Genomic DNA, 22,973 nt, shown 5'->3' with positions numbered 1-22,973 from the left:
TTGCAATGCCTTCAACCGTTTCATACATCCCCATGAAAACCGTTCTGATTACCGGATGCTCGTCCGGGTTTGGCCTCGAAACCGCGCGTTACTTTCTCGAACGCGACTGGAACGTCGTCGCCACCATGCGCATGCCGCGCGAGGACGTGCTGCCGCGCTCGGCACGCCTGCGCGTCCTCGCCCTCGACGTGACCGATCCGCGGAGCATTCGCGAGGCCGTCGATGCCGCCGGCCCGGTAGACGTCCTCGTCAATAACGCCGGGGTCGGTCTGCTCAGCGCATTTGAAGGAACGTCGATGGAGACGGTCCGCCAGGTCTTCGAAACCAACACCTTTGGCACCCTGGCGATGACGCACGCCCTGTTGCCGCAGTTCACGCACCGTCGCTCCGGGACCATCATCAACGTCGCGTCGGCGGTCACGTTGAAGTCGTTTCCACTGCTTTCCATCTACACCGCAAGCAAGGCGGCAATCGCGGCTTTCACGGAGTCGCTCGCGCTTGAACTCGAAGCGTTCGACGTGCGGGTCGGCCTGATCCTCCCGGGCCGGGCGCCGGAGACCCGCTTCGGCGAAAACGTCCAGCGCCTGATGCCCAATGGCATTCCGCAGACATATGAAGCTTTCGCGCATGCCGCCCTCGCGAAGGTCGAGCAGGTGGACGCCGTGACTCACTCGCTCGACGTGGCGCAAGCCGTATGGCGCTTCGCCACGGATATCGCTTGCCCTGCGCGGTTGCCGGCCGGCGCTGACGCCGTCGCAATCGCCGAATCGCGTTAAACCCAGCGGCGCGGCGCCGGGCGACTCCGCCTAAAGCCGCGCCGCGCTCTCGCGCGTTTCTCCGCGCCGTGATGCGGCGGTTTCTCATCTCCGCGGTCCTCGTGGACCGGTTGGCCATCGCTGTCGCCTAAATCCAGGTTGCCGCCGGCGTATGTGTCGACACAATTATGATCCAGAGTGGTGCCTCTTGTACAAGATTTTATCCGCGGGCAACTGAAGGTTGAGGTAAAGACCCATATATAAGCGGGCTTTGTGAAGTTGTACGGGTATGTCCTGGCGATGCCAGACTTCAAAACTGTTGACAGTTATTGGGTGGAAATTTATCGTTTCGACCAGATTGGCGCTGTTCACGAAAGTCCTGAACTCGGGCAGAAGGCAGGCGTCTCGCACGGTCCCGCGGACTTTCTCGGGCACCGCCGCTGTTCGTCCGGCGCCCCGCACCTGGGGCCGCTGAGCAATAGCGCGGTGTGCGTAACACGGCGAAATATGTTTCGGATAACGAATCATATTGATGGGCCAAACAGATTTATCCCAGCCACGCTGGGAGGCTCGAGGCAGAAATCCCGCCGCACTTCCATCAAAACAACCCGACACGAGATCCTTTTCAAAACGGAATCCACTTATGAAATCCAGACCGCAGAACACGGCCATGCGCGTCGTGACAGCCGGGGTATTCGCACTATTGGCGTGCTCGGGGACGAGCGCTCAAGCGCAAACCAGCGTGACGCTGTACGGCATACTGGATGCGGGACTCGAATACGTCAGCAATTCCGGCGGCCACTCGCTTGCCGAGGTGCAAAGCAACGGCGGCGCGCCTTCGCGCCTGGGCCTGCGAGGAAACGAGGATCTGGGCGGCGGCCTGTCCGCCCTGTTCGTGCTCGAAGCGCCGATCAGCGTCAACAACGGCGCGTCCACGACGCCGTTCTGGGCCTACGCTTCCTATGTGGGTTTGCGCAGCGAGACCTATGGCACGGTAACCCTTGGGCGGCAGTTCGATTTCCTTCACATCGAGATGCCGCCGGATTCCACCACCATGATCGAAGGCGGACTCGTGGAGGGCTTCCAGGGGTTCAGCAGCCCGGTCAAAGGCGCGCCGCCGCCCGCTGTCGACAATCATTCCGGCTCCGGGATGTACAACAATTCGATCAAGTGGTCGTATAACAACGGTCCGATATCGGGCGGTCTCATGTATGGCTTCGGCCCGGACAGCCGCCACGACAACATGCAGTCGGCCTATCTGAAGTACGTGAACGGCGGCCTGGAACTGGGCGCGGGCTGGGCGCGCGACAACTTCAGCACCGTGCTGCTCGCCAACGACGTCTATTCGCTGCGTGCGGTCTACACGATTGGCGGCCTCACATTGCTCGCCAACTATTCGCAGGGGTGGGAAACCGTCTTTCCTGGATCGCAGGCCAGAGCGCGGCCTTTTGAAGTGGCGGCGAACTACTATGTGACGCCCTCGATTACCGTGGGTGCGGGGGTGGGTATCGCCTGGGACAGAAACCGGGCAGGCGAGAGCGCAACCCTCACCGAACCGTTCGTCGGTGCGCGCTATCTGTTGAGCAGGCGCTCGATGCTTTATGTCATGGCGGCGCTCAACCACAGCAGCAACCCGTCCGCCATTCCTGCGACGGTTTCGGTGGTGGGCGGCGCGCCGGATGTCTCATCGAGCGCGAACCAGTTGGCGGTCGTGTGCGGCTTGATGATGTTCTTCTGATTCCGGCTGGAAGCAGGGTGGCGCAGCGGTGCCGCAGTTGTCGCCTCGGTCAGCGCGGCTTTGCATGGATTTCGGGCGCGCGGCCCGGGCGCATCACCTGTCGGGTGGCGGCAAGACGGCGTCGATACAGCTGCGCAGCCGCGCCGCGTCATACCGGGGCGCGGCGCCGGCCATGATGAGCGACGCCATGCGGCTGAACATATCGGCGAACAGAATGGACGCGCGATAACCGTCGCCCGAGGCAGCAGACAAGATGATCTCATGAAACGCCTTGCCCGACGGATGGGCAACCGGCGGCGCATCGGTCAGTACGTATGCGCGATAGCGTTGAGCATCATCGATTAGTCCTCCTATGATCGCCACCGAATGGGCGCCGGCGTGCCGCGCGAAGCACAACGCGAAACGCCGGAAGGCCGCCTCCCATGCGAACCGGTCCTGATTGGCGAACTTGTCCATTTCGTCGGCGCATTCGCGCAGATGCGCGACTTCATCCTGGCTCAGGAACGGCGTGGCGATGCGGATCGTCAGCGCGATGTTCACGAGATGCAGCCCGAGGACTTCCTCGAGGTCGGCGATATCGAACGACGCCACGCTGAAGCGCCGATTGGCCTCCGCCACGACCAGCTGTTCCTGCTGCAGCCGCCGCAGCGCTTCCCTTACCGGCCCGCGGCTCGTGCCGCTCGCCTTCGCGATGGATAACTGCGAGATCGGTTGCCCAGGCGAAAGCGTGCCGTCGAGAATCTTGGCCCGAAGCTCGGCGTAGACGATCGACGCCGTATTGCCCGTTCGTTTGACGCGCGGCGCTTCTTCAGGCACGGCTGTCGCGACCTTGCGCGTTTTGCGTTTGGCGTTTGGGGAAGGCGCTGCGGATCTCGTCATGAGTGCAACCGGAAGTGAGTGTTATGGATGAAACGCAGAGTGTCGACACCTTGCGGATGTGCTTTCACTATACCACGCAGCAAGACACGGGTCGACCCGCTGCCGTGCCCGCATTTAATGCGAAAAAACAGCCATATTGCGCGAGTCTTTCATGTCTCGACGCCAGCGGCACTGACAGTTTCGACTCGCGTGCAACCGAACCGATGTGTGTCAGAAATCGGGCGCCGAAAGCGGTCAAGTGTCGTCAAGGGTGGCGGCAATCGTTATGTTGCGCGCGCCATGATGCATGGACACAAGTCGTAAGTGATGTTTGCGATATTAAAAATGTCAACACTATAAATTTCGACCGAGGTGCGAAAATCGTATCGGATCGCGATGATGGAAGCGCAACTCAAAGCACAATATTCCTAAAAACAAGGAAGTTTTGGAGATTTCCATCGGCATGCGAATGATGGGTGGCTTTCCTGGATAAGCCGATACCCAGCGTGCTTCCATCAAAAAGTGTTGACATATTTAATTGTCGATGTGAATCTGTGTCGACTTAAACCCGATGTCTATTGAACTTGGAGACCCGCAATGAGTGTCGTGTCCGTTGCCCAGCCGTCGACCATCAGCAGCGATGCCGCGCCTCGCGCGCCGCAGCTTTCCTCTCCGGGCGACGAGCAGATCGCTGCGCGCATCCTCGCGGACGTGCGGGCCTACGTGCCGACGCTGCGCGAGCGTGCGCGTCAAACGGAGGTGCTGCGCCGCGTGCCCGATGAAACGATCAGGGAACTGGACGAGTTGGGCGTGTTTCGCATGTGCGTGCCGGTCGAATACGGCGGCTACGCGCTGACGCCTGTGCAGCAATTCGACATCGTCGCGGAGATCGCGCGCGGCTGTGGCTCGACCGGATGGGTGGTATGGGTCACCACGACCTCCCAGCAATGGGTATCGTTCTTCGACCCGCGCTTTCAGGCGGAACTCTTCGGGATGGGCTGGGTTGGGCCGCTCAATTCCGGCGTCATCACGGCGTGGGGGCCGGGATTCGCGCGGCGCGTCGAAGGGGGGTACATGCTCAAGGGGCGCTGGCCGTTCAACAGCGCGTGCCACCACACCCCGTTCCATCACCTGGGCGCGAGTTGCGAAGGCGAAACCGATCGGGGTCCTATCCTTTTGCAAGTCCCGCACGAGCAACTGCAGATTCTCGACGACTGGAAGGTGATGGGACAGCGCGGTTCGGGCAGCAACACGGTGGTGATCGAGGATGAGGTGTTCGTGCCGGAATATCGCGTGCGTCCGATCGGTGACATCTTTGCCGCGAAGCGCCTCGCTCCCGCGCCCGAAGGCGTGCTTTACCAGGTCAACCTCATCCAGCACACGGCGTCGCTGATGGCAGCCATCGCGGTGGGACTCGCCCGTGCGGCAGTCGAGTTGTTTCAGGAAAAGATCCATCGTCGCGGCATTTCCAACTCGGGCTACAGCAAGCAGAGCGAGGCGCCCGTGACGCACCTTCAACTCGGCGAACTCCATTGCCAGCTGCGCACGGTCGAAATGCTCGCTCGCGGCAACGTGGAAAAAGTTCAGGCGCTCGCGGCGACCGGCCAGAGCGTCGATGAACTCGAAATTGCGCGAACCAAGCTGGAAAGCGCGCATGCCATCAAGCTTGCCTCGGAGATCACGGCATTGACGCTGCGGGCCGGCGGCGCGTCGTCGATCATGGACGGCAATCCGTTCGAACGCCTGTTCCGCGACAGCCGCGTAGTGACGCTGCACGCCCACACGCAAATCGAGACCTGCCAGGAAGACTATGGCCGTGCGTTTGCCAAAGCGAACGCACCCGCGGCCGCGACGCCGCAATGACGCCGGCGCGAAGCGGACCACGCTTTCATCGCTGGCTTTGAATTGGCGCAACTCATATAAAACCGGAGACAACCATGCAGGCAACAGTGGAGACGATACGGGCGTCGAAGATCGATGCCGGCGAGCCCGCCGATACCTTGAATGATCTGGTTGCGAAGGCGGCGGCCCTGCAGCCGCTGCTCATGAAGAATGCTGCGGAATCCGAAAAATATCGTCGCGCATGCGACGAGAACATCGCCGCGATCGACAACGCAGGCCTGTTTCAACTGATGGTCCCGCGCCGTTACGGCGGCCACGAAGGGACGCTGCGCGCGCACCTCGAGGTGTCGGCCGCATTGGGAGAGGCGTGCGGCGGCACGGCATGGGTCGTCGCGCTCATCAACGTGTGCGCATGGTTCACCGCGTTGTTTCCGAAGCAGGCCCAGGACGACGTATGGGGCGCCAATCCGAAAGCGCGCGTGTCGGGCGTCTTCACGCCGTCCAGCCAGTCGCGCCGCGTGGAGGGCGGGCTCGTGGTTTCGGGCAAGTGGTACTTCTCCTCCGGTTCGCTGCATGCGGACTGGGCTGCGATAGGCGTGATCGAGCACGATCAGAACGGCGCGTTCAAGAAGCAGTACCTCGCGCTCGTGCCCGTGTCCGAGCTGACGATCGAGGACACGTGGTTCACGGCGGGCATGCGCGCCTCGGGCAGCAACTGCATCGTCGGCAACGATGTGTTCGTACCGGAGCATCGCCTGCTCGACATGATGGAGGCCATCGAGCGTCGCTATCCGACCGAGTGCAAGGACGAAGCGGCGTATCGCGCATCGTTCGTGCCGTTCGCGGCGCTGATCCTCACCGGCCCGCAACTCGGGCTCGGCCGCGCCGCGCTGCGCTATGTGATCGAGAAGGCCGCGCAGCGCCCGATCACCTATACGTCTTTCGAGAAGCAATCCGATTCGACCGTGTTTCAGACGCAGATCGCCGAGGCCGCGATCAAGATCGACAACGCGCATCTGCGCGCCTTCCGCGCCGCGGACGAGATCGACGCCGCGGCGCGGCGCGACGAGCAGCTCGACGGCGTGACGCGTGCGCGCGTGCGGGCGGACACGGGCATGGTGACGACTTACGTGACCGACGCGATCAACACCTTGCTGTGGGCGCACGGCGCCGGCGGCTTTGCCGAGACGAGCCCGCTGCAGCGCTGGTGGCGCGACTCGAACACGGCGGCCCGCCACGCGGTGGGACTGCCTGCGATCGGGCTCGAGCTCTATGGCAAGGCGCTGCTTGGCGTCGAAAACAACGTGACGCCGCTGGTCTGACCATGAATGCCCGCAGCCCGCTTTCTGCCGCACCGCGCATCGACGCGAAAGTCCTGCGCGAGACCATGGGCCGGTTCGCCACGGGTGTGACGGTCGTGACCTTTCGGCTCGACGGCGAACCCGCGGGGATGACCGCGAACGCGTTCATGTCGGTCTCGCTCGAACCGCCGCTCGTGCTTGTCTCCGTTCGCGCGAGCTCGCGTTTCAACCAGTGGGTTGACACGGGCGTGCGTTACGGCATCAATTTTCTCGCGGAGGACCAGCGTGCGTTGAGCGCGCATTTCGGCGGCCGGCCCGACGCCAGCCTCGCATTGCCGTTTTGCGAGCACGAGGGCACGCCGCTGCTGGAGAACAGCCTCGTGCAGCTCGTCGCGCGCACCGTCGATATTCATCCCGCGGGCGACCATCTGCTGTACATCGGCGAGCTCGAATACGTGCGGCACGGCGAGCAACGGCGTCCGCTGGTTTTCTACAGCGGGAAGTATCAGCAGATGCACGCCCGCACGCCGATGCTGTCCGCCAACGGATGCATCGAGGGATGGTGAGCAACAACCGGTCGCTGCGCCCGGCGTCAGCGAAAGACCCAGCAAAACAGGAGGCAAACATGACGACATCACAGACAACGACGAGCGCGACCGATACCGAAGCGCGCATCGTCCCCGCCCGCATGGCCCATCTCGTTCTGCAATGCGCGCGGCGCGCGGACACGGTCGCGTGGTACATGAAGCTGTTTCAGGCGCGGCTCGTATTCGAGGACAACGTGCTGACCTTCATTACGTACGACGACGAGCATCACCGCCTCGCGTTCTTCAACATGCCGGACTTGTCGCCGAAGGCCGAGCGGGTAGCGGGCGTGCATCACATCGCTTACAGCTACAACGACATCGGCGAGTTGCTGGCGACCTATGCGCGCCTGAAATCGCTCGGCATCCTGCCGTTCTGGTGCATCAACCACGGCCCGACCACGTCGCTCTACTACCGGGACCCCGAGGGCAACGATATCGAACTGCAGGCCGACAACGGGGAAGATCCGGGCGCGTACTTCCATACGGAGGCGTTCGCGCAGAACAATCTCGGCGTGGAGTTCGATCCCGACGAGCTGGTCCGTATGTGGCGCGCCGGCGCGAGCGACGCCGAGTTGAGCGCGGTCGGCGCCGCCGCGACCGGCAAGTCCACCCTCACGTAAACGGAGCACCCACCCATGAAACTCGTTACTTTCAGCACGGCGCGCCATGCGCCGACCGTCGGCCTGGCTCTCGAGGACGGCGTCCTCGAGATCGCCCGGCATCTGGGCGACGCGCCGCGCGACATGAAAGCGTTGATCGCGGCATGGCCGGCCTGGCGCGAGCGGCTCGCGTCGCTCGCCGCCACGCAACCGGCCGACATCGCGTTCGATGCGCTGACCTTGCTCGCGCCGGTGCCGCGTCCGGGCAAGATTCTCGGCATCGGTCTGAACTACGCGGATCACGTTGAGGAATCCGGAATGGCGCGACCCGCCGAGCAACAGTGGTTCGCGAAGATGCCCACTTCGGCGGCCGGTCCGTTTGCTTGCGTCGAGCTGCCGCGCGTCTCGGAGCAACTGGATTACGAGGCGGAACTCGCGTTCGTGATCGGCCAGCGCTGCCGCCATGTGCCGCGCGAGCGCGCGCATGAAGTGATTTTCGGCTACTGCGCCGCAAACGACGTGAGCGTGCGCGACTGGCAACTCAGGACGTCGCAATTCACGATCGGCAAGTCGTTCGATACGCACGCGCCGTTCGGACCGTGGATCGTGACGGCCGACGCGATCGCCGATCCGCACGCGCTCGGCATCCGCTGCTTCGTGAACGGCGAAAAGCGCCAGGATTCGAATACGTCGCAACTGATCTACGACTGCTACGCGCAAGTGGAGCATCTGTCGAAGGTGATGACGCTGGAGCCCGGCGACGTGATTTTCACCGGCACGCCGGGTGGCGTCGGGATCGGCATGAAGCCGCCGCGCTGGTTGCGCGCCGGCGACAGGATGAAGGTGGAGATCGACGGCATCGGCGCGATCGAGAACATCGTGCAGGCCGAGCCGGCGTAATGGGAACAGAACGGGAACAGAACGGGAACAGGAGAACACAGATGAAGAATGCGAACGACGTCCACGTAGCGGATGAAATCGCGCGGCTCGAACGCGCGCGTTGCCAGGCGCTGGTCGAGGCCGATCTCGCGACCCTGGGTGAGCTGGTCGCCGACGACGTCGTGCACGTGCACGCCAACGGCAAGACCGACGACAAGGCCGCTTATCTGGCCGCGGTGAGCCAGCAGATCCGCTTTCTCTCGGCTACGCGTGAAGACCTCGACGTGCGCGTTTACGGCGACGTCGCGGTGGCGACCGGGGCGCTGCGCCAGTCGATCGAATTGATGGCCTCGGGCCAGCGCATGGACATGTCGATCATGACGACGCAGGTGTGGCGCCGGCAGATGAATGCGTGGCAGCAGGTGAGCTTCCAGGCGACGAACCTCTGAACGCGCCGCAGACGGCGCCCGGCTTCTTGCGGCGCCGTCCTTCAACTTGATTGCGATGTCCCGAGTGAGGTCCGAATGACCGAAGCCACCACGGTTTCCCGTAGTCTCGCCGCTGAAGCGAATCGCGCCGGCGAGCCGTCGTTTTTTCGCTTCCGGCTTGGCGCGCTGTCGTGTGTTTCATTGAGCGACGGGTATGTCACGACGCCCGCGCAAATGGCCGCCCCGGAAATTCCGCCCGATGAATTGCGCGCGTTCCTGAGCGCGTGCGGAGAAAGCCCCGACGTGATCGATACGCCCATTTCGTGCTTGCTGGTCCGTCTGCCCGAGCCGCGCATGACGGTGCTGGTGGACGCGGGGATCGGCAGCGTGCCGGGGCCCGACGGGCGCGCCATTCCAACCGCGGGCCGTCTGCTGCGCTCGTTCGCCGATGCGGGGATCGCGCCCGCCGAAGTCGATGCGGTACTGGTCTCGCATATCCATCCGGACCATATCGGGGGACTCTTCGACGACGAGGGCCGGTCTGCCTTTCCGAACGCTACGTACTACGTAAGCAATGAGGAATTGGCCTTCTGGCGTCGGCCCGATCTCGATGGCTCGCTGATGCCGGATTTCATGAAGGCCGACGTCGTTCAGGTCGCGCAGCGCTTCATCACGCTTGCGGCGCACCGGATGATCCGTTTCGCGGCGGGCGACACGCTGCCCGGCGGCATCGAAACCGCGCTGTTGCCGGGGCATACGCCGGGCCAGGTGGGTTTCCGTTTCAAATCGGAGGGCCAGGTGATGTTCTACACGGCCGATGCGGCGGGCCACCCGTTCATTTCCATCCGGCATGAAGACTGGCGTTTCAGTTTCGACAGCGATCCGGCGCTCGCGATCGAGACGCGCCGCAAGCTGGTCGCTCGCCTGTTGCAGGAGCGCTGCTTTCATTTCACGCCGCACTTCCCCTGGCCGGGCGTCGGACGCACGCTCGACGAGGGCGGCGAGCGGATATGGAAGCCCGGCTTGCAGTTGCACGACGCGGCGGCATAACCGCGGCGCTTTTGGCGCCCACGCATATAACAATATTCTTGACGGAGACAGGCAATGGATTCAGTGGATCTTCATGGCCAGAAAATTTGCACGCCCGCGCGTGCCCTCGACGGAGCACGATCATGAGCGAAGCCAGGCGTGGCGTATTCAAGTCGTATGAGAACCGGCTGCTGATCGTCCTCACTTTCACCTTCGGCTTCGTATTCCTCGACCGGACCGCGATGACCTTGCTCGCCCCGTTCGTCGCGCGCGAGCTTGCGCTCGACAATCTGCAGATCGGGCTGCTCGCGTCGGGCCTGTCCGCCGCGTGGGCGATCTCGGGCTATGGCTTTGGCCGCCTGTGCGACCGGCGCGGCAACTACCGCCTCGTGCTGGTGGTGGCGATGGTCGTGTTTTCGCTGTGCTCGTTCATTTCCGGTCTCGCCGCGACGTTTGCGGTGCTGCTGTTCTCGCGCGTGCTGATGGGCGTGGCCGAAGGGCCCGTGCTGCCGATCTCGCAGACCTTGATGGCCGCCGCGTCGTCGGAGTCCCGCCGCGGATTCAACATGGGGATGATGCAGACCTTCGGCGCCAGTGTGCTGGGCGTCTTCATCGGCCCGATCGTGCTGATTCCGCTGGCGAGCCATTGGGGATGGCGCGATGCGTTTTTTGTGGCCGGTCTGCCGGGACTGATCTGTGCGTTGGTGACGTGGCGCATCGCGCGCGACCCCGCGACGCGGCCCGCCGCTGGCGCGGCGCCGGGTCAGGAGCCGTTGAAACTGCGCGTGATGATGGGCCACCGCAATATCGTGCTGTGCATGGCGCTGGCCAGCCTGCTGCTCGGCACGTTCTCGCTGGCGTTCGTCTTCTTGCCCGTTTATTTCTCCAGCGTCCTGCATATGCCGTCCACCGAGGTAGGCGTGATGATGAGCATGATCGGGCTGTCCGCCGCCGTTGCCGGGCTCGTGGTGCCCGCGATATCGGACCGGGTCGGACGCAAGCCGGTCATGTTCGTGACCGGCGCGATCTCGCTGTTGATGCCGTTCAGCGTCGTGTATCTGTGGCAGACCCCGATAGCGATGGCCGCGACGCTGTTCGTCGGCAGCTTCGTCAGTGCGCTGGGTCCGTTGCTGATCGCCACCGTTCCGGCGGAAACGCTGCGCGACGGCCGCGTCGCGGCGGCGATCGGACTCGTGCTCGGCACCGGTGAAATTGTCGGCGGCGTCCTCGCGCCGCTGCTTGGCGGGGCGCTCGCCGATCGCGTCGGCCTGATCGCCGTGCCTTGCCTGCAGGCGGCCTTCATGATCGTTGCGCTGCTGTTGATGCTGATGGTCGAGGAAACCGCGCCGCGCAAGGCAAAGCGACTGGCGCTCAGTGAAGCACAGTTTTAATGAAGAGGACGAATCGCGGCGACAGGACAGATATCGCCGCTTCGAACAAGGAAAGCCAACCCTCGTTAGCCACCACGGAGAAGACAATGAGTTCGACGCGTAACCCCAACATCCAGAACCCCGAGGCGCCGTTCTATTTCATCAACCTGCTCGAAATCGCGGAAGCGGACATCGAGCAGTTCGTCGACGACTGGAACCGACGTTCGAAGCTGATGGGGCAAATGCCGGGTTTCATCCGCGCCGACTTGCAAAAGTCGCTGCTGCCCGACCATCAATATCAATTGATCAACGTTTCGCTTTGGCAATCGTATGACGCATGGGTGGCCGCCGTCGACAATCCGGCCTATGCCAGCGAACTGAAAACGGATCTTCACCGCACGTCGAGCGTGAAGGTCAATCGCGGATTCTATCGGCCGGTCGCGTCCTATACGCATCTGTATGAATAGGTCGCCGCTCTCCGATGATTGACGTGCCCGACTCCACCATCCACTAAACCGAGGAGACTATCTTGACCAGGACGACCATGACCGTAGCCACCGAGCAAGCCGAGCTCTACTGCGAGCGACGCGGCGAGGGGCCCCTCCTTCTGATGATCACCGGCGCACTCGGAGACGCCGGCTTCTTCGCCGACGTGGCCGACATTCTGGCGGCCGACTACACCGTCGTTACCTATGATCGGCGCTGCAACTCCCGAAGCACGGGCGACCTCGCGGCGCCCATGACGGTCGCCCAGCAGGCTCGCGACGCCATTGCAGTCATCCGCGCGTTTGGCGAGGAAAAGGCGCTGATCTTCGGTAACAGCGGGGGGGCCGTGATCGGCCTTGAACTCGCCGCGCGTCATCCCGAGGTGATCGACTTCCTCATCGCCCACGAGGCCCCGGCCGGACTGCTGCTCCCCGAAGCCGCGCAATGGCAGGCGCTCGCCGATAAGGTCGACGAAGCGACTCGCACGCAAGGCTGGGAGGCCGCCGAGCGCGTATTCACCGAGCTGAACAACGCGAGCCAGGAAGCCGCCACACTGGTCGCGCTGGAGTATGCGGAACGCGTCGCCGGCAACTGGAAGTTCTTCTTCGAGCACGAGTACATGCCGTTCACCCTGTATGTGCCGGATCTCGCGCGCATCCGCGACAACCGGGTCAGCATGGTCACGGCCGCCGGCGTCGGAACTGGCGACGGACTCGCCGGCCGCGCGGGCGTCGTCATCGCGCAAGGGATCGGCTGCCCGATCGTGGAGGTGCCCGGTCATCATCTCGGCTTCACCGAGATGCCCGAGGCGTTCGCGGCCGCAATGCGAGCGATCTTGAAGAACCATGGACGCGGGTGACACGCACTCCGATTTCGCGCGGGTACCAGCGAACACCCGGAATGATTGCGGCGCGGTCGAAATGACGGCCGCCTGCGCGCTATTTGCACCAGAGCCCCGCGGCGCGCTTGCGCATTAGCCGGAGCGGGGTGGCCAGGTGGTCGCGCAGCAATGCGCAGGCGCGATCTGCGTCGCGCAGGAGCACGGCCTTGACAATGTCTTCGTGTTCCTGCGCGAGAGGGCTATGCCCGGCATGCCCATCGCGCAATAACAGGTGCCAGTAGCGCGCCGTGTGGTTTTGCAAGGTTGCCGCGAAACGCCGCAGCCAGTCCGAGCGGCAGCATGCGAGAAGCGTCACGTGGAACGTATGGTGAGCCTGTTCCCACGCGGGATTCATTCGCGGGATTTCGCCGACGAAGACGGGCAAGCTGTTCACCTGGTGCCATGCTGCAATAACGGCGCCCTCCCATTCGAGGCCGGTATTTTCGATCGCCCTGCGCAGCGCCTCACTCTCGATACGCTGTCGCGCGGACGTCACATCTTCCAGGTCTTGCAATGAAACCTGCGTGACCCGGAAGCCGCGCTGGTCCTCCGCTTCGACAAGCCCGCTCGTCGCAAGCCGCGAGACCGCCTCGCGCACGGGTATGACGCCCGCGCAGTAGCGATCCGCGAGGCCGCGGATCTTGAGCTTCGATCCAGGGGGCAGTGCGCCCGTGACAATGTCCGCCAGGATGGCGTCCGCAAGCGCGGACGCCATCGTGCGCGGCGAGCCGGCGCCGGCATTCCCGAGCCTGATGTCCGCGACGTCTTGCGCGCATTCGGCCATGCGCTCCGCACCAGGCGGCGTTGCCGGTAAAGACGAGGCGACTCGAACCTCGATCGATTTTCTGTCCATCAGTGCCGGACCTGCTCTATAACCCTGTTCCCGGGTACCCTGGTCTCGTCGGGCTCTACGCCCGGAGTGGGGCTCGCCTCATGCTGCGCCGATCGCATCTGTCGTCGGACGCGGCATACGGGATGGCGCGGTTTCCTTGAGACTTAGTGCAACCACGAACCCGATTGCAAGCGCGATGAACCCGAGCCACATGATGTACTGGATTCCGAAGTGTTTGGCCACATAGCCCGCGATGGCCGGAGCAATGCCACCGCCGAATACTTCGCCGACACCCACGACCAGCCCCGACGCGGTGGACATCAGCTTCGCCGGCACCGACTCCGCGCTCAACGGCCCGACGGTCAGTGTGATCATGCTGAACACGAAAAGCAGCGTCAGCATCAGATAGAAGAACAGCGCCGTCGGATTGGCGCCGGTTCTGGCCAGCAACGCCAGGAAAATCGCGGCGCCGATCACTGACAGGATCATGACCGGCTTGCGGCCCAGCTTGTCCGAGAGCGTCGGCATCGTAATCGTCCCGAGCATGCCGCCGAAGCCGATCGCAGAGAGCACGTAGCCCATCTGCTGGATATCGAGATGCAGGTAGTCCACGAGATAGCTCGGAAACAATGCGCTCAGCACTACCAGGCATGTCAGCCAGCAAAGCATGCCGACAATGTTGAGCGGAATATTTCGATACCGGAGCACGTCGCTCCACTTATGCTCGGCGGCGTCGTGCGTCATCGTATGTTCGGCGGCGGTGGTCGCCCTGGTATTGCGCAGCACCTTCCATAGCAGTACCGCCACCACCAGACCCGGAATCGAGACAATCGCAAAGATCAGATGCCACGGCATCACCTTCAGCAACTGCGTGACAAGAATTGGGGCGATGCCCAGGCCGAATAGCGGAAGCGCCATTTGCTGGATGCCGATATTGCGGCCATGGCGACTGGGTTTCGAGGCATCGAGCGTCGCGATGATGCTTGCGGGCGTATAGGCGCCTTCGGCGAGGCCCATGACGGCACGGATGAGAATGAGCGTTCCGACGCCTGTCGCGAGGCCACTCAATCCTGCGAGAAGCGAAAACATGACGATGGCGGGCATGATGACCTTCCGGTGCCCGATCCGGTCCGACAGGTTCCCCATGAACATCGCTGAGAATCCCCATGCCACCGACAGTGCGCCGGTAATGTGGCCGAGGTCCTGATAGTCGAGCTTCAGGTCTTTCATCATGACCGGGAAGAGCGGCATGATCATGAAGCGATCAATGCCAACCAGGCCAAAGCCGAGGGAAAGCAGGAGTACAGCTTTCCATTCATAAGCCGTGTCCCAGGGTGAGTTAAGGTTGCTGTTCATTCAGGTCTCCTGATGTAAGCCTCGCTACGAGGAGGCTTCTGGCGAAAATGACCGGTGATTCGCTAGAACGCCGTTTGCAGACCGAGGCGCCCGATAATCTGATGATCGCTGCTCGATTGACTGACGCCGTTGATCCAGGCGTCATGTCCGCCCGGAACGTCGCCCCCGGTCCACTGGAAGACTCCTTCGGCGTACACCACGGTGCGTTTGGAAAGCGAATACTGGACGGCGGCGCTCACCTGTTGGGCGCGGTTGTCCTCCAGTTGAGCGTTGCCCTTCATGTACTGGTAGTTGGCGCCCACGCGCCAGAACGGGGTCAGGGAATAGAGGCCGCCGGCCTGGATGGCCTGAACCATGCCTCCAGTCAGCGTGTTCTTCGTGTTGGTATAGAGTGCGTTGAGGTAAAGATCGCCTATCGTCTGGCTAACGCCGCCCCCGAAATTGCGGATACCGTCGTGGCCATTGTTCATCGATGCGTACCGCGTCTCGTTGTAGGCGGCACCGATCCCAAACCCGCCGATGGTGTAATTCACGCCAAAACCGACCGTGTTGTTGGCAGAAAGGGATCCGGCCGTGTTGCCAAATCCGTACAACGCACCGAGGCGAAGCCCGTCAATCGTCGCACTGGTGATCTTCACCGAATTGGAGACGCGCGATGTGCCGCCTGTCTGGTCGAAGTCGAACGAGCCTGTGGGGTTATCGGGGATACCCAGTGCGGAAAATGGGCCTTGTCGCATGTTGTACAGGCCGCCATACATGAACGATCCGTCGAAACGGCCGGGAGGGAAAAAAAGGAAGTCGGCCATGAGGTTGTACTGCTGGCCGAAAGTAACGCGTCCGATCCCTTCCTTTTCGAGGCCGACAAAAGCCTCGCGGTTAAAGTCGGCGTTGGGGCCCGGAATGCCGGCGCCAGAGTTGACCGAGAACTGCGAGGCAAGCTCGAATACCGTCTTGTACCCGCCGCCCAAATCCTCCACGCCCCGGATACCCCAAAGACTGGGTGTCCAGATGGAGTCGTCGGCCTTGAAGTTGTGGCTACCATTTTCGTTCGATACAAAACTCAAACCGACGTCGAGCAACCCGAAAAGCGTCACGCTGCTTTGAGCGTGAGCGGCAGAGGAGAGGGCGAGCGTCGACGCAGCACATATCAGGGTCTTTCTCATTCTGCATTCCTAATAGAATGGGATGATCATGGCGCCTGGCGGTGAACCATGGTTTCGTTCCGGGCAGACGCCAGATGCTCGCGCTTCTGCCCGTTCGTCCGGCTAGGCTGCTACTTCTCCGTGCTGGTTGAGCGCTCCCGCGATGCCATCGCGGCGTTCCACCCCCAAGGCGAGCGTCTCCAACATGGCGGAAATGTCCTCATACGCTCCGCACGTCGCATATATGTAGTAATCGGGGCGAACGATTACGGCCCGTACACGGTGTTCCTCGAAGAACGCCTGATACTTTCCGCTCACGTCATACAGGACGCGGCCGGTAACAACGCGTGACGGATCACGCGTGATGCCAATCGTATGAGCGCCGATTTGGGCGAGCAGTGCCCGGGCGGCGGCGTCAAGATAGTGCTCGGGGTCCGCGTCGAGCGCGATGACGTGAAATCCGTTAGGGACGGCCTCGTCATAGCGCATCGTCTCGCCGGCGTTTTGCACCCGGCCGTGGACGCTCAACTGTCCCGCAATGCCGCCGTGCGCCGCGTTCTGGTCAGCATGGATCAGGCCATCGGTGATCCCCGGGAAAGGCGGCAGCGGCGGCACGTTTCCCGAGAGGTAGGCTGAGTCTCGCCGCGCCGCCTCCTCGGGATCGGAAATACAGACGACCTTGCCCATCGCAATCGACGCGTCGATCACGGCGCGGACCTGGGGCTTGCGCTCGGGCGTATAGCCATCGAGAAGCGCCGGCGACGCGATACCCTTGAGAATGAGGTCGAAGCGCCACGCGAGGTTCCAGGCATCCCGCAGGCCGGAGCACATGCCCTGTCCCATGAAGGGGGGCATCTGGTGCGCCGCGTCGCCGGCGATCACGACGCGTCCCTTGCGCCACTGCTGCGCGAGAAGCGAGCGGAACGTATAGAGCGCGTAGCGCACGAGCGTTGCCTGATCCGGTCCCACCCAGGGCGAGAGGAGCTGCCACACTTTTTCTGGCTGCTGCATCTCCTCGCGCGTTTCGTGCGGCAGACGCATGAACTCCCAGCGGCGGTAGCCGGGACCGCCCGGAACCATCGTGGTAGGGCGTTGCGGGTTGCACCACTGGCCGATGTCCGGCACGTCGAGTTGCACGCCTTCGTTCGGTTTCAGGTCGATGACGAGCCAGTCTTCCTGAAACCCGAGATCCTCGAACGTGATGCCAAGGGATTGTCGGACGAAGCTGTTGGCGCCGTCTGCGCCAACGACATAGCGCGCCTTCACCGTGCGAGTCTCACCCGTAGGAGTCCAGACGTTTTCCGTCATGGCGCCACGTCGAAGCGTCACTTCGCAATAGTCGTCGCACTCGCGCAGATCGACGGCTTCCCATCCCTGATTGACGGAGATCGCCGGGATCGACTTTGCCTTGCTGTCGAGGAGCGCCTCGAGCGACGGCTGGTTGAACAGGTAACCGACCGGCCCATCGCTGATGGACTCGGACGACCAGTCGATTTCGACCAGCGTCTTCCAGTCGGCGTTGAACCACTGGTAGGTGGCGGAGGGCTGGGACAGCGCCTCCACTTCCTTGCCGATACCCATTGCATGGAACACGCGCCGGATCTCGTGATCGTGGAATACCGCGCGCGGCAAGGGGTAAAGAGACGGCCAGCGGTCGTAGACCGCCACGCTGTAGCCGCGCTCGCCCAGCAAGATCGAGAGCGATTGTCCAACGGGGCCGTAGCCGATAATGACGACATCGAGAATGTTCTGGTCAGCCATGATGTTCACCTTCGAACGAGCGAGTCGTCCCCTGGCGCCGTGCATGCCGGCTGCCATCAAACCCGCTTCTGGTTGAGAAATCGCTTAGCCTTGCGGCCGGAGGCTTGAGCCGCTACGCGCTCGCCTCGGTGTTGCGGATGAAGTTTTCGGGAACAGCGGGGCCCCACAGATAAAGCGAGTCCTCGGGGGGGAAGTCGCCGGCCGGCCAGGCATGACCGGCGGAGACAAAGTCGATGTCGGCGGAGTATTCGCAGAACGAACCCCACGGATCTTCGACGTAGTGAAAGTAGTTCGAACCCAGCACGTGACGGCCCGTACCCCATCCTTTCGCATAGCCCGCGGCCGCCATTTGCGAGGCGCCTGCGCCCACCATGTTCACGTCGTCCACGTCCCAGGCCGCGTGATGCCAGCCGCGCGCGTGGCTCCTGGCGAACGCGACCAGGTGATGGTCGCTGCCATGCGGCGCATGGGTGAAGGCGATGATGTCCCTCGACTTGTCGGAGAGCCGCAGGCCAAGCGCCTTGGCGTAGAAGTCGAGCGCGCGCAGCACGTCCGGCGTGAACAGGAGAACGTGCGAGAGCCGGCGAGGATGGACGGCCTTCGATTCGGAGCGGGTATGCGACCCGCGCGCGTCGGCGGGACTGCCGGAAACCACGTTGCGCGTCTTGGACGAAGGGCTCGTCTTCGGCCCCACCTTGACCTGCACGAGATTGCCGTCCGGATCGCGGAACCAGACGCCGTCCCGGTCTTCGCCGATGACGATATTCGCACCGGCTGCGACGATTTGGGCATGAAGCGCATCGAAGTCGGTGGCGAAGCAGTTGAACGACAGATACGCCAGGGATTTGCGCTCGGCGGGCAGGATGCGCGCCCAGCGATGGCCGTCCGCGGCATATAACGCCAACTCTGGCTGGTGGCCGGCGCACTTCTCGACGCGAAGACCGAAGCTGCGGTAGAAGCGCTCCGCCTCGTCGAGCGACGGCACGTTCAGCGCGAAATGATCGATCGAATGCACGCTGGCGCGCGCGGGAGCTTCCGGGTTGGCGGTCATGGCTGTCTCCATCGTTTTTCGATGCGCCCGCCCGGATGGCGGGCGGTGCATTACCTGTCGCCGGCGATTACCGGGCGGCTTCGTCTGCGATCACATTGCGCAGGGTGCCGATCTTTTCGACACTCACCTCGCAAACATCGCCCGCTTTCATCAGCAGCTTCGGCGTCCGCGCCCAGCCGATGCCCGACGGCGTACCGGAAACAATGACGTCGCCCGCTTCAAGCGTGATCGCCTCGCTGATGATGCTGATGAGGCTGGCAACATCGAAAACCATCTCGTCCGTGCTGGCGGACTGCACGACCTCTCCGTTCAGGCGCGTTTCGAGCCGCAGGCCCTTGATGCCGGGCGGCAGTTCGTCGGCCGTGACGAGGTCCGGGCCGAATGCGCCGGTGCCATCGAAGTTCTTGCCGACGGTCCACTGCGGGGTCTTGAACTGGTACTCGCGCACCGAGCCGTCATTGAACAGCGCGTAGCCCGCGACGTGCGAAAGCGCCGCGTCCTTGCCGATGTGACGTCCGCCCTTGCCGATGACCACGGCGATTTCCCCTTCGTAATCCAGGCCCGCCGAATCGGCGACGGCCGGGCGGATCATCGGCTGCTCGTGGGCGATCAGGCTCGTCGCGACGCGGAAGAACAGGGTGGGGTAATCCGGTTGCGCGTACTGGCTTTCGGACGTGTGGTCCGCGAAGTTCAGGCCGACGCAAATGATCTTGGGCGGCCGCGCGAGCGGCGGGAGAAACGTTACTTCCGTCAACGGGACACGCTCCTGCGTGGCGCTCTGGCTCGCGTACTCGACGAGATCGACGCCACGTGCCAGCAACGATTCCAGGGTTTCGTCGCCGATCACCCGTACCTGTTCGCCCTCGCGAATACCCAGGGTGGCCTTGCCATCCCGCTCAAAACTCACCAGTCGCATGTGTTTCTCCTGACATTCAGTGGAGGCGGCCGCTCGGGCCGCCTTGTTTTGACAAATCCGTCAGAACGAATATTAGTCGTTTTGACAAAAACGTCAATTAGAATGCGCCAGGACAAACCCGTACAATCGCAGTGGGGTCGGGTCGAAGGATGAGCAACCAATGAAAGCGTCACCAGAGCATTACCAGAGCCGCGTCGGCGCCTTGCGACGGGAAAAAACCCGCAATCGCCTGATCGAAAGCGCGCTCGCCGTCTTCGCGGAAAAAGGCCCCGATGCGCCAATCATCGATGACTTCATTGCGGCCGCGGGCGTCGCGCGGGGCACGTTCTACAACTACTTCAGGACCACGGCCGAATTGCTGGCCGCAGTGGCCGGCGAAAGCAGTGACCAGGTGCTGGAAGTCATCGATCCGCTGGTACTCGAGGAACAGGACCCGGCCAGGCGGGTCGTGGTCGGATCGCGGCTGTACATGACAATGGCTGCCCGCTATCCGCTATGGGGGGCGTTCATTACCCGGGTGGGGACGCGGCGCGGCTCGCGCGGCCGATTACTGGACGAATACCTGACACGCGACCTGCAACTGGCGATGGATGCGGGGCGAATCCATGTGGGACATGTTTCAGTCGCGCGCGACATCGCGCTGGGCGCCATCATGTATGGCATTGAAACCTTGCTCTCCGGCGAGGCGCCGGATGACTACACGGAGCAGTCAATGTTTGCACTGCTGCAAGGTTTCGGAGTCGGCGCGGCCGAAGCGCGTGAGCTTGCCTTTGCGCCAATAGTGGATTGCGGCGAGCCACAGGGTGTGGCCTTCGAAAAAGATCAACGGCAGCACCCCGGAGTCGGGGAAGGGTCGTCTGCCGCATAAGCTCAGATCGTCTGCCTGACTCATTGCCGATCACAATGTTCAGGACGCAAGGTCCTTGAACAATTCGTGCACCAGGGTACGCAGCCAACGTACCGCGGCATCGTCGTGAAAACGCTTGTGCCAGTGCTGGCGAAGGCGGAAGGTGGGCGAATCGAACGGTAGCGCGTGCACGGCGACACCTCTGGCACTCCTGAATAGTTCGCCGGTCTCCCGCGGCACGATCGCGATCAGATCCGACTGGGAGACGATCTCAAGCAGGCTTAGGAATCTCGATACCTGAAGTGGCACATTTCGTACGATCTTCTTTTCCGCCATGTATCGCAGGATGATTTCCTGACTCCGGCCGGGCGTCTCCACATCGGCGTGCGGAGCCTGCAGGAACCGGGTCATCGTCAACTTGCCCTTGACATGGGGATTGTCATTTGTTGCGATCACAACGAAGTGACTCGTGAAGAGTCCCTGCTGGTAAAAATCGGCGCCGGCCAGGTCAGGATAGTACCCGACAGCCAGGTCGACATCGCCGGATTCCAGTTGCTGCTCGAGAGCCGACGGCGTCAGTGAGAACACGCGAAGCTGCAGTTGTTGCCCGTGGCTGCGAAGCGCGCGCATCAAGGGCGGCGTAAAGAAACTCTCGCCGGCGTCGCTCATGGCGATGCGGAATTCGCGATTCGAACTCGCAGGATCGAATATCGCCGGGCTGAGCAGGCCGGACTGGATGCGTTGAAGAACATCGCGCACCGTTTCCACCATCGCCAGCGCTCGCGGCGTCGGCTGCATGCCCGACTTGACGCGAACGAACAACGGGTCTTCAAAGGCCGTACGCATCTTCAGCAGGGCGTAGCTCATCGCCGGCTGGCTCAGCCCCAGTTCGCGCCCGGCAGCCGTTACGTTGCGATGCCGGATCATCGCGTCGAACACCACTAGCAGGTTCAGATCCAGATGACCAAAATCCATTTTTTCGATTGCGACTATTGAAGTTGCCTGATTGACGAATAATGCCTGGAAATCGACTATAGCGCCAACGGGACATGGCCGTGCGCCTCGCCCGAACCAATTGCAAAGAAACAGGAGACAAGCGTGGGAAACGCAAACCTTCCCCTCATCGTGGTCGGTGGCGGCCTGGGCGGCCTTAGCTTCGCCCTGGCGCTGGGCCAGAACGGCCGCCGGGTGCATGTCCTCGAGCAGGCAGCCCAGATCTCCCCGATCGGCTACGGTATCCAGCTCGGGCCGAACGTGTTCAAGGCATTTGACCGGCTGGGACTCTCGGAGACCGTGAGAGCCGCCGCAGATTGCCCCGTGTCCCTCGTGATGCCCGACGCGGACAGCGGCGAGACGCTCATCCAGGTTCCCCTGACGTCTGAAAAGTTCTACCGGCGCTACACGAATCCGTACATCGTGATCCACCGGGCCGACATCCACAACATCCTGCTGGATGCCTGCCGCCGCACGCCAGGCGTTGAACTCACGGTCAACGCTACCGCAGTCGGTTTCGAAGACCGCGGCGGCGACGGCGTGCGCGTCACCTGCGCGGATGGGCGAACTTTCGACGGCGCCGCGCTGATCGGTGCCGACGGCATCAAGAGTCGGGTACGGAATTACGTCGCTGGCGAATCGCCGGCACGGTCGGTCGGCTATGTGGCGCACCGCACCATCATCGACATGAAGGATGTTCCGGCCGATCTGCCTCACCAGCAGGATGTGGTGCTATGGGCCGGCCCCGGTTATCACGTCGTCCACTATCCGCTTCGGCACGGGACCATCTTCAACATCGTCGCCGTCTTCAAGGACCCGGCTCCGGGCCATGGCGATCTTCGGGTGACGCACGAGGAGGACGTCAACCATGTGTACGCGAACGCTCACCCTGCATTGAAGACGCTGCTCTCGATGATGAATCTGGAGCGCCGCTGGGTGCTGGCCGATCGCGATCCGATCCGTCAATGGAGTCGCGGACGGGTGGCGCTTCTGGGAGACGCCGTGCATCCGACGCTGCAGTCGCTGGCGCAGGGCGCCGGCATGGCGATCGAGGACGCGGTCTGTCTCGCGGACCTGCTGCACAGCATGGACTACGACTACGAGCGCGCGTTCAGCGAGTATCCGCGGCGCCGTCTCGTTCGCAGCGCGCGTATCCAGCTTGCCTCGCGCGAACTCTGGGAGGTGTACCACGCCGAAGGCATCGCCCGCGAGGTGCGGGACGCAGGGCTGCAAGGGCGCGGCGAGGACGACTATTACGACTGCCTCGACTGGGTCTGGAAGGGCGACCCCTCTCTCGTCGAGGCCTGACGGCCGCACGTTTGC

22 protein-coding genes are annotated in these 22,973 nt (G+C 62.9%); 14 read left to right on the top strand and 8 right to left on the bottom strand.

What is annotated here, in order from left to right; genetic code table 11:
* Positions 1 to 32: 32 nt before the first annotated feature.
* A complete protein-coding gene (locus U5775_RS21805) occupies positions 33 to 776 on the top strand; it encodes an SDR family oxidoreductase (RefSeq protein WP_322060164.1) in 744 nt (247 codons plus the stop codon).
* 622 nt (positions 777 to 1,398) lie between these two features.
* Positions 1,399 to 2,493: a porin gene (locus U5775_RS21800; RefSeq protein WP_322060163.1), complete on the top strand. Its 1,095-nt coding sequence runs from the start codon at positions 1,399 to 1,401 to the stop codon at positions 2,491 to 2,493.
* Between the two features lie 93 nt (positions 2,494 to 2,586).
* Here the strand turns inward: U5775_RS21800 and U5775_RS21795 are convergent, their stop codons facing one another.
* Positions 2,587 to 3,372 (bottom strand): GntR family transcriptional regulator, encoded by a 786-nt coding sequence (locus U5775_RS21795; protein ID WP_322060162.1) that lies wholly within the window; start codon positions 3,370 to 3,372, stop codon positions 2,587 to 2,589.
* A 576-nt stretch (positions 3,373 to 3,948) separates the two neighbouring features.
* Here U5775_RS21795 and U5775_RS21790 point away from each other — a divergent pair.
* The 10 genes from U5775_RS21790 to U5775_RS21745 all read left to right on the top strand — a co-directional run bounded on the left by U5775_RS21790 (position 3,949) and on the right by U5775_RS21745 (position 12,731).
* A complete protein-coding gene (locus tag U5775_RS21790) occupies positions 3,949 to 5,214 on the top strand; it encodes an acyl-CoA dehydrogenase family protein (protein ID WP_322060161.1) in 1,266 nt (421 codons plus the stop codon).
* Between the two features lie 74 nt (positions 5,215 to 5,288).
* Positions 5,289 to 6,515: an acyl-CoA dehydrogenase family protein gene (locus U5775_RS21785; protein WP_322060160.1), complete on the top strand. Its 1,227-nt coding sequence runs from the start codon at positions 5,289 to 5,291 to the stop codon at positions 6,513 to 6,515.
* Between the two features lie 2 nt (positions 6,516 to 6,517).
* Positions 6,518 to 7,060, top strand: coding sequence for a flavin reductase family protein (locus U5775_RS21780; RefSeq protein WP_322060159.1), 543 nt, complete (start codon positions 6,518 to 6,520; stop codon positions 7,058 to 7,060).
* A 59-nt stretch (positions 7,061 to 7,119) separates the two neighbouring features.
* Positions 7,120 to 7,701 (top strand): VOC family protein, encoded by a 582-nt coding sequence (locus U5775_RS21775; RefSeq protein WP_322060158.1) that lies wholly within the window; start codon positions 7,120 to 7,122, stop codon positions 7,699 to 7,701.
* A 15-nt stretch (positions 7,702 to 7,716) separates the two neighbouring features.
* On the top strand, positions 7,717 to 8,580 hold the full coding sequence (locus U5775_RS21770) for a fumarylacetoacetate hydrolase family protein (protein WP_322060157.1): 864 nt from the start codon (positions 7,717 to 7,719) through the stop codon (positions 8,578 to 8,580).
* Between the two features lie 41 nt (positions 8,581 to 8,621).
* Positions 8,622 to 9,008, top strand: coding sequence for a nuclear transport factor 2 family protein (locus U5775_RS21765; RefSeq protein WP_322060156.1), 387 nt, complete (start codon positions 8,622 to 8,624; stop codon positions 9,006 to 9,008).
* Between the two features lie 75 nt (positions 9,009 to 9,083).
* On the top strand, positions 9,084 to 10,037 hold the full coding sequence (locus tag U5775_RS21760; RefSeq protein WP_322060155.1) for an MBL fold metallo-hydrolase: 954 nt from the start codon (positions 9,084 to 9,086) through the stop codon (positions 10,035 to 10,037).
* A gap of 122 nt (positions 10,038 to 10,159) precedes the next feature.
* A complete protein-coding gene (locus U5775_RS21755) occupies positions 10,160 to 11,407 on the top strand; it encodes an MFS transporter (protein ID WP_322060154.1) in 1,248 nt (415 codons plus the stop codon).
* Between the two features lie 86 nt (positions 11,408 to 11,493).
* Positions 11,494 to 11,853, top strand: coding sequence for an antibiotic biosynthesis monooxygenase family protein (locus tag U5775_RS21750; protein ID WP_322060153.1), 360 nt, complete (start codon positions 11,494 to 11,496; stop codon positions 11,851 to 11,853).
* 77 nt (positions 11,854 to 11,930) lie between these two features.
* A complete protein-coding gene (locus U5775_RS21745) occupies positions 11,931 to 12,731 on the top strand; it encodes an alpha/beta hydrolase (protein WP_322060152.1) in 801 nt (266 codons plus the stop codon).
* 79 nt (positions 12,732 to 12,810) lie between these two features.
* On the opposite strand, the gene U5775_RS21740 is transcribed toward U5775_RS21745, so the two are convergent.
* From U5775_RS21740 to U5775_RS21715, 6 genes are all read right to left on the bottom strand, one after another.
* A complete protein-coding gene (locus tag U5775_RS21740; RefSeq protein WP_322060151.1) occupies positions 12,811 to 13,605 on the bottom strand; it encodes a GntR family transcriptional regulator in 795 nt (264 codons plus the stop codon).
* Positions 13,606 to 13,683: 78 nt separating this feature from the next.
* Entirely contained in the window at positions 13,684 to 14,940 is a 1,257-nt protein-coding gene (locus U5775_RS21735) for an MFS transporter (RefSeq protein WP_322060150.1), read from the bottom strand.
* 62 nt (positions 14,941 to 15,002) lie between these two features.
* Positions 15,003 to 16,103 (bottom strand): porin, encoded by a 1,101-nt coding sequence (locus tag U5775_RS21730; protein ID WP_322060149.1) that lies wholly within the window; start codon positions 16,101 to 16,103, stop codon positions 15,003 to 15,005.
* A 102-nt stretch (positions 16,104 to 16,205) separates the two neighbouring features.
* Positions 16,206 to 17,843 (bottom strand): bifunctional 3-(3-hydroxy-phenyl)propionate/3-hydroxycinnamic acid hydroxylase, encoded by a 1,638-nt coding sequence (locus U5775_RS21725; protein ID WP_322060148.1) that lies wholly within the window; start codon positions 17,841 to 17,843, stop codon positions 16,206 to 16,208.
* 112 nt (positions 17,844 to 17,955) lie between these two features.
* A complete protein-coding gene (locus U5775_RS21720; RefSeq protein ID WP_322060147.1) occupies positions 17,956 to 18,894 on the bottom strand; it encodes a VOC family protein in 939 nt (312 codons plus the stop codon).
* Positions 18,895 to 18,961: 67 nt separating this feature from the next.
* The gene (locus U5775_RS21715) at positions 18,962 to 19,810 is read right to left on the bottom strand and encodes a fumarylacetoacetate hydrolase family protein (protein ID WP_322060146.1); all 849 of its coding nucleotides are present in this window, start codon (positions 19,808 to 19,810) and stop codon (positions 18,962 to 18,964) included.
* 160 nt (positions 19,811 to 19,970) lie between these two features.
* Here U5775_RS21715 and U5775_RS21710 point away from each other — a divergent pair, with 160 nt between their 5' ends.
* Positions 19,971 to 20,678, top strand: a complete 708-nt coding sequence (locus U5775_RS21710; protein ID WP_322060145.1) for a TetR/AcrR family transcriptional regulator — start codon at positions 19,971 to 19,973, stop codon at positions 20,676 to 20,678.
* A 39-nt stretch (positions 20,679 to 20,717) separates the two neighbouring features.
* On the opposite strand, the gene U5775_RS21705 is transcribed toward U5775_RS21710, so the two are convergent.
* Positions 20,718 to 21,632 (bottom strand): LysR family transcriptional regulator, encoded by a 915-nt coding sequence (locus U5775_RS21705; RefSeq protein ID WP_322060144.1) that lies wholly within the window; start codon positions 21,630 to 21,632, stop codon positions 20,718 to 20,720.
* Between the two features lie 123 nt (positions 21,633 to 21,755).
* On the opposite strand from U5775_RS21705, the gene U5775_RS21700 reads away from it, so the two are divergent.
* On the top strand, positions 21,756 to 22,958 hold the full coding sequence (locus U5775_RS21700; protein WP_322060143.1) for an FAD-dependent monooxygenase: 1,203 nt from the start codon (positions 21,756 to 21,758) through the stop codon (positions 22,956 to 22,958).
* The last annotated feature ends 15 nt before the right edge of the window (positions 22,959 to 22,973 follow it).

Source organism: Paraburkholderia sp. J63, assembly GCF_905220245.1.
GTDB lineage: Bacteria > Pseudomonadota > Gammaproteobacteria > Burkholderiales > Burkholderiaceae > Paraburkholderia.
Note: the sequence above shows the minus strand (reverse complement) of the source record. Positions and strands in the feature narration are given on the sequence as shown.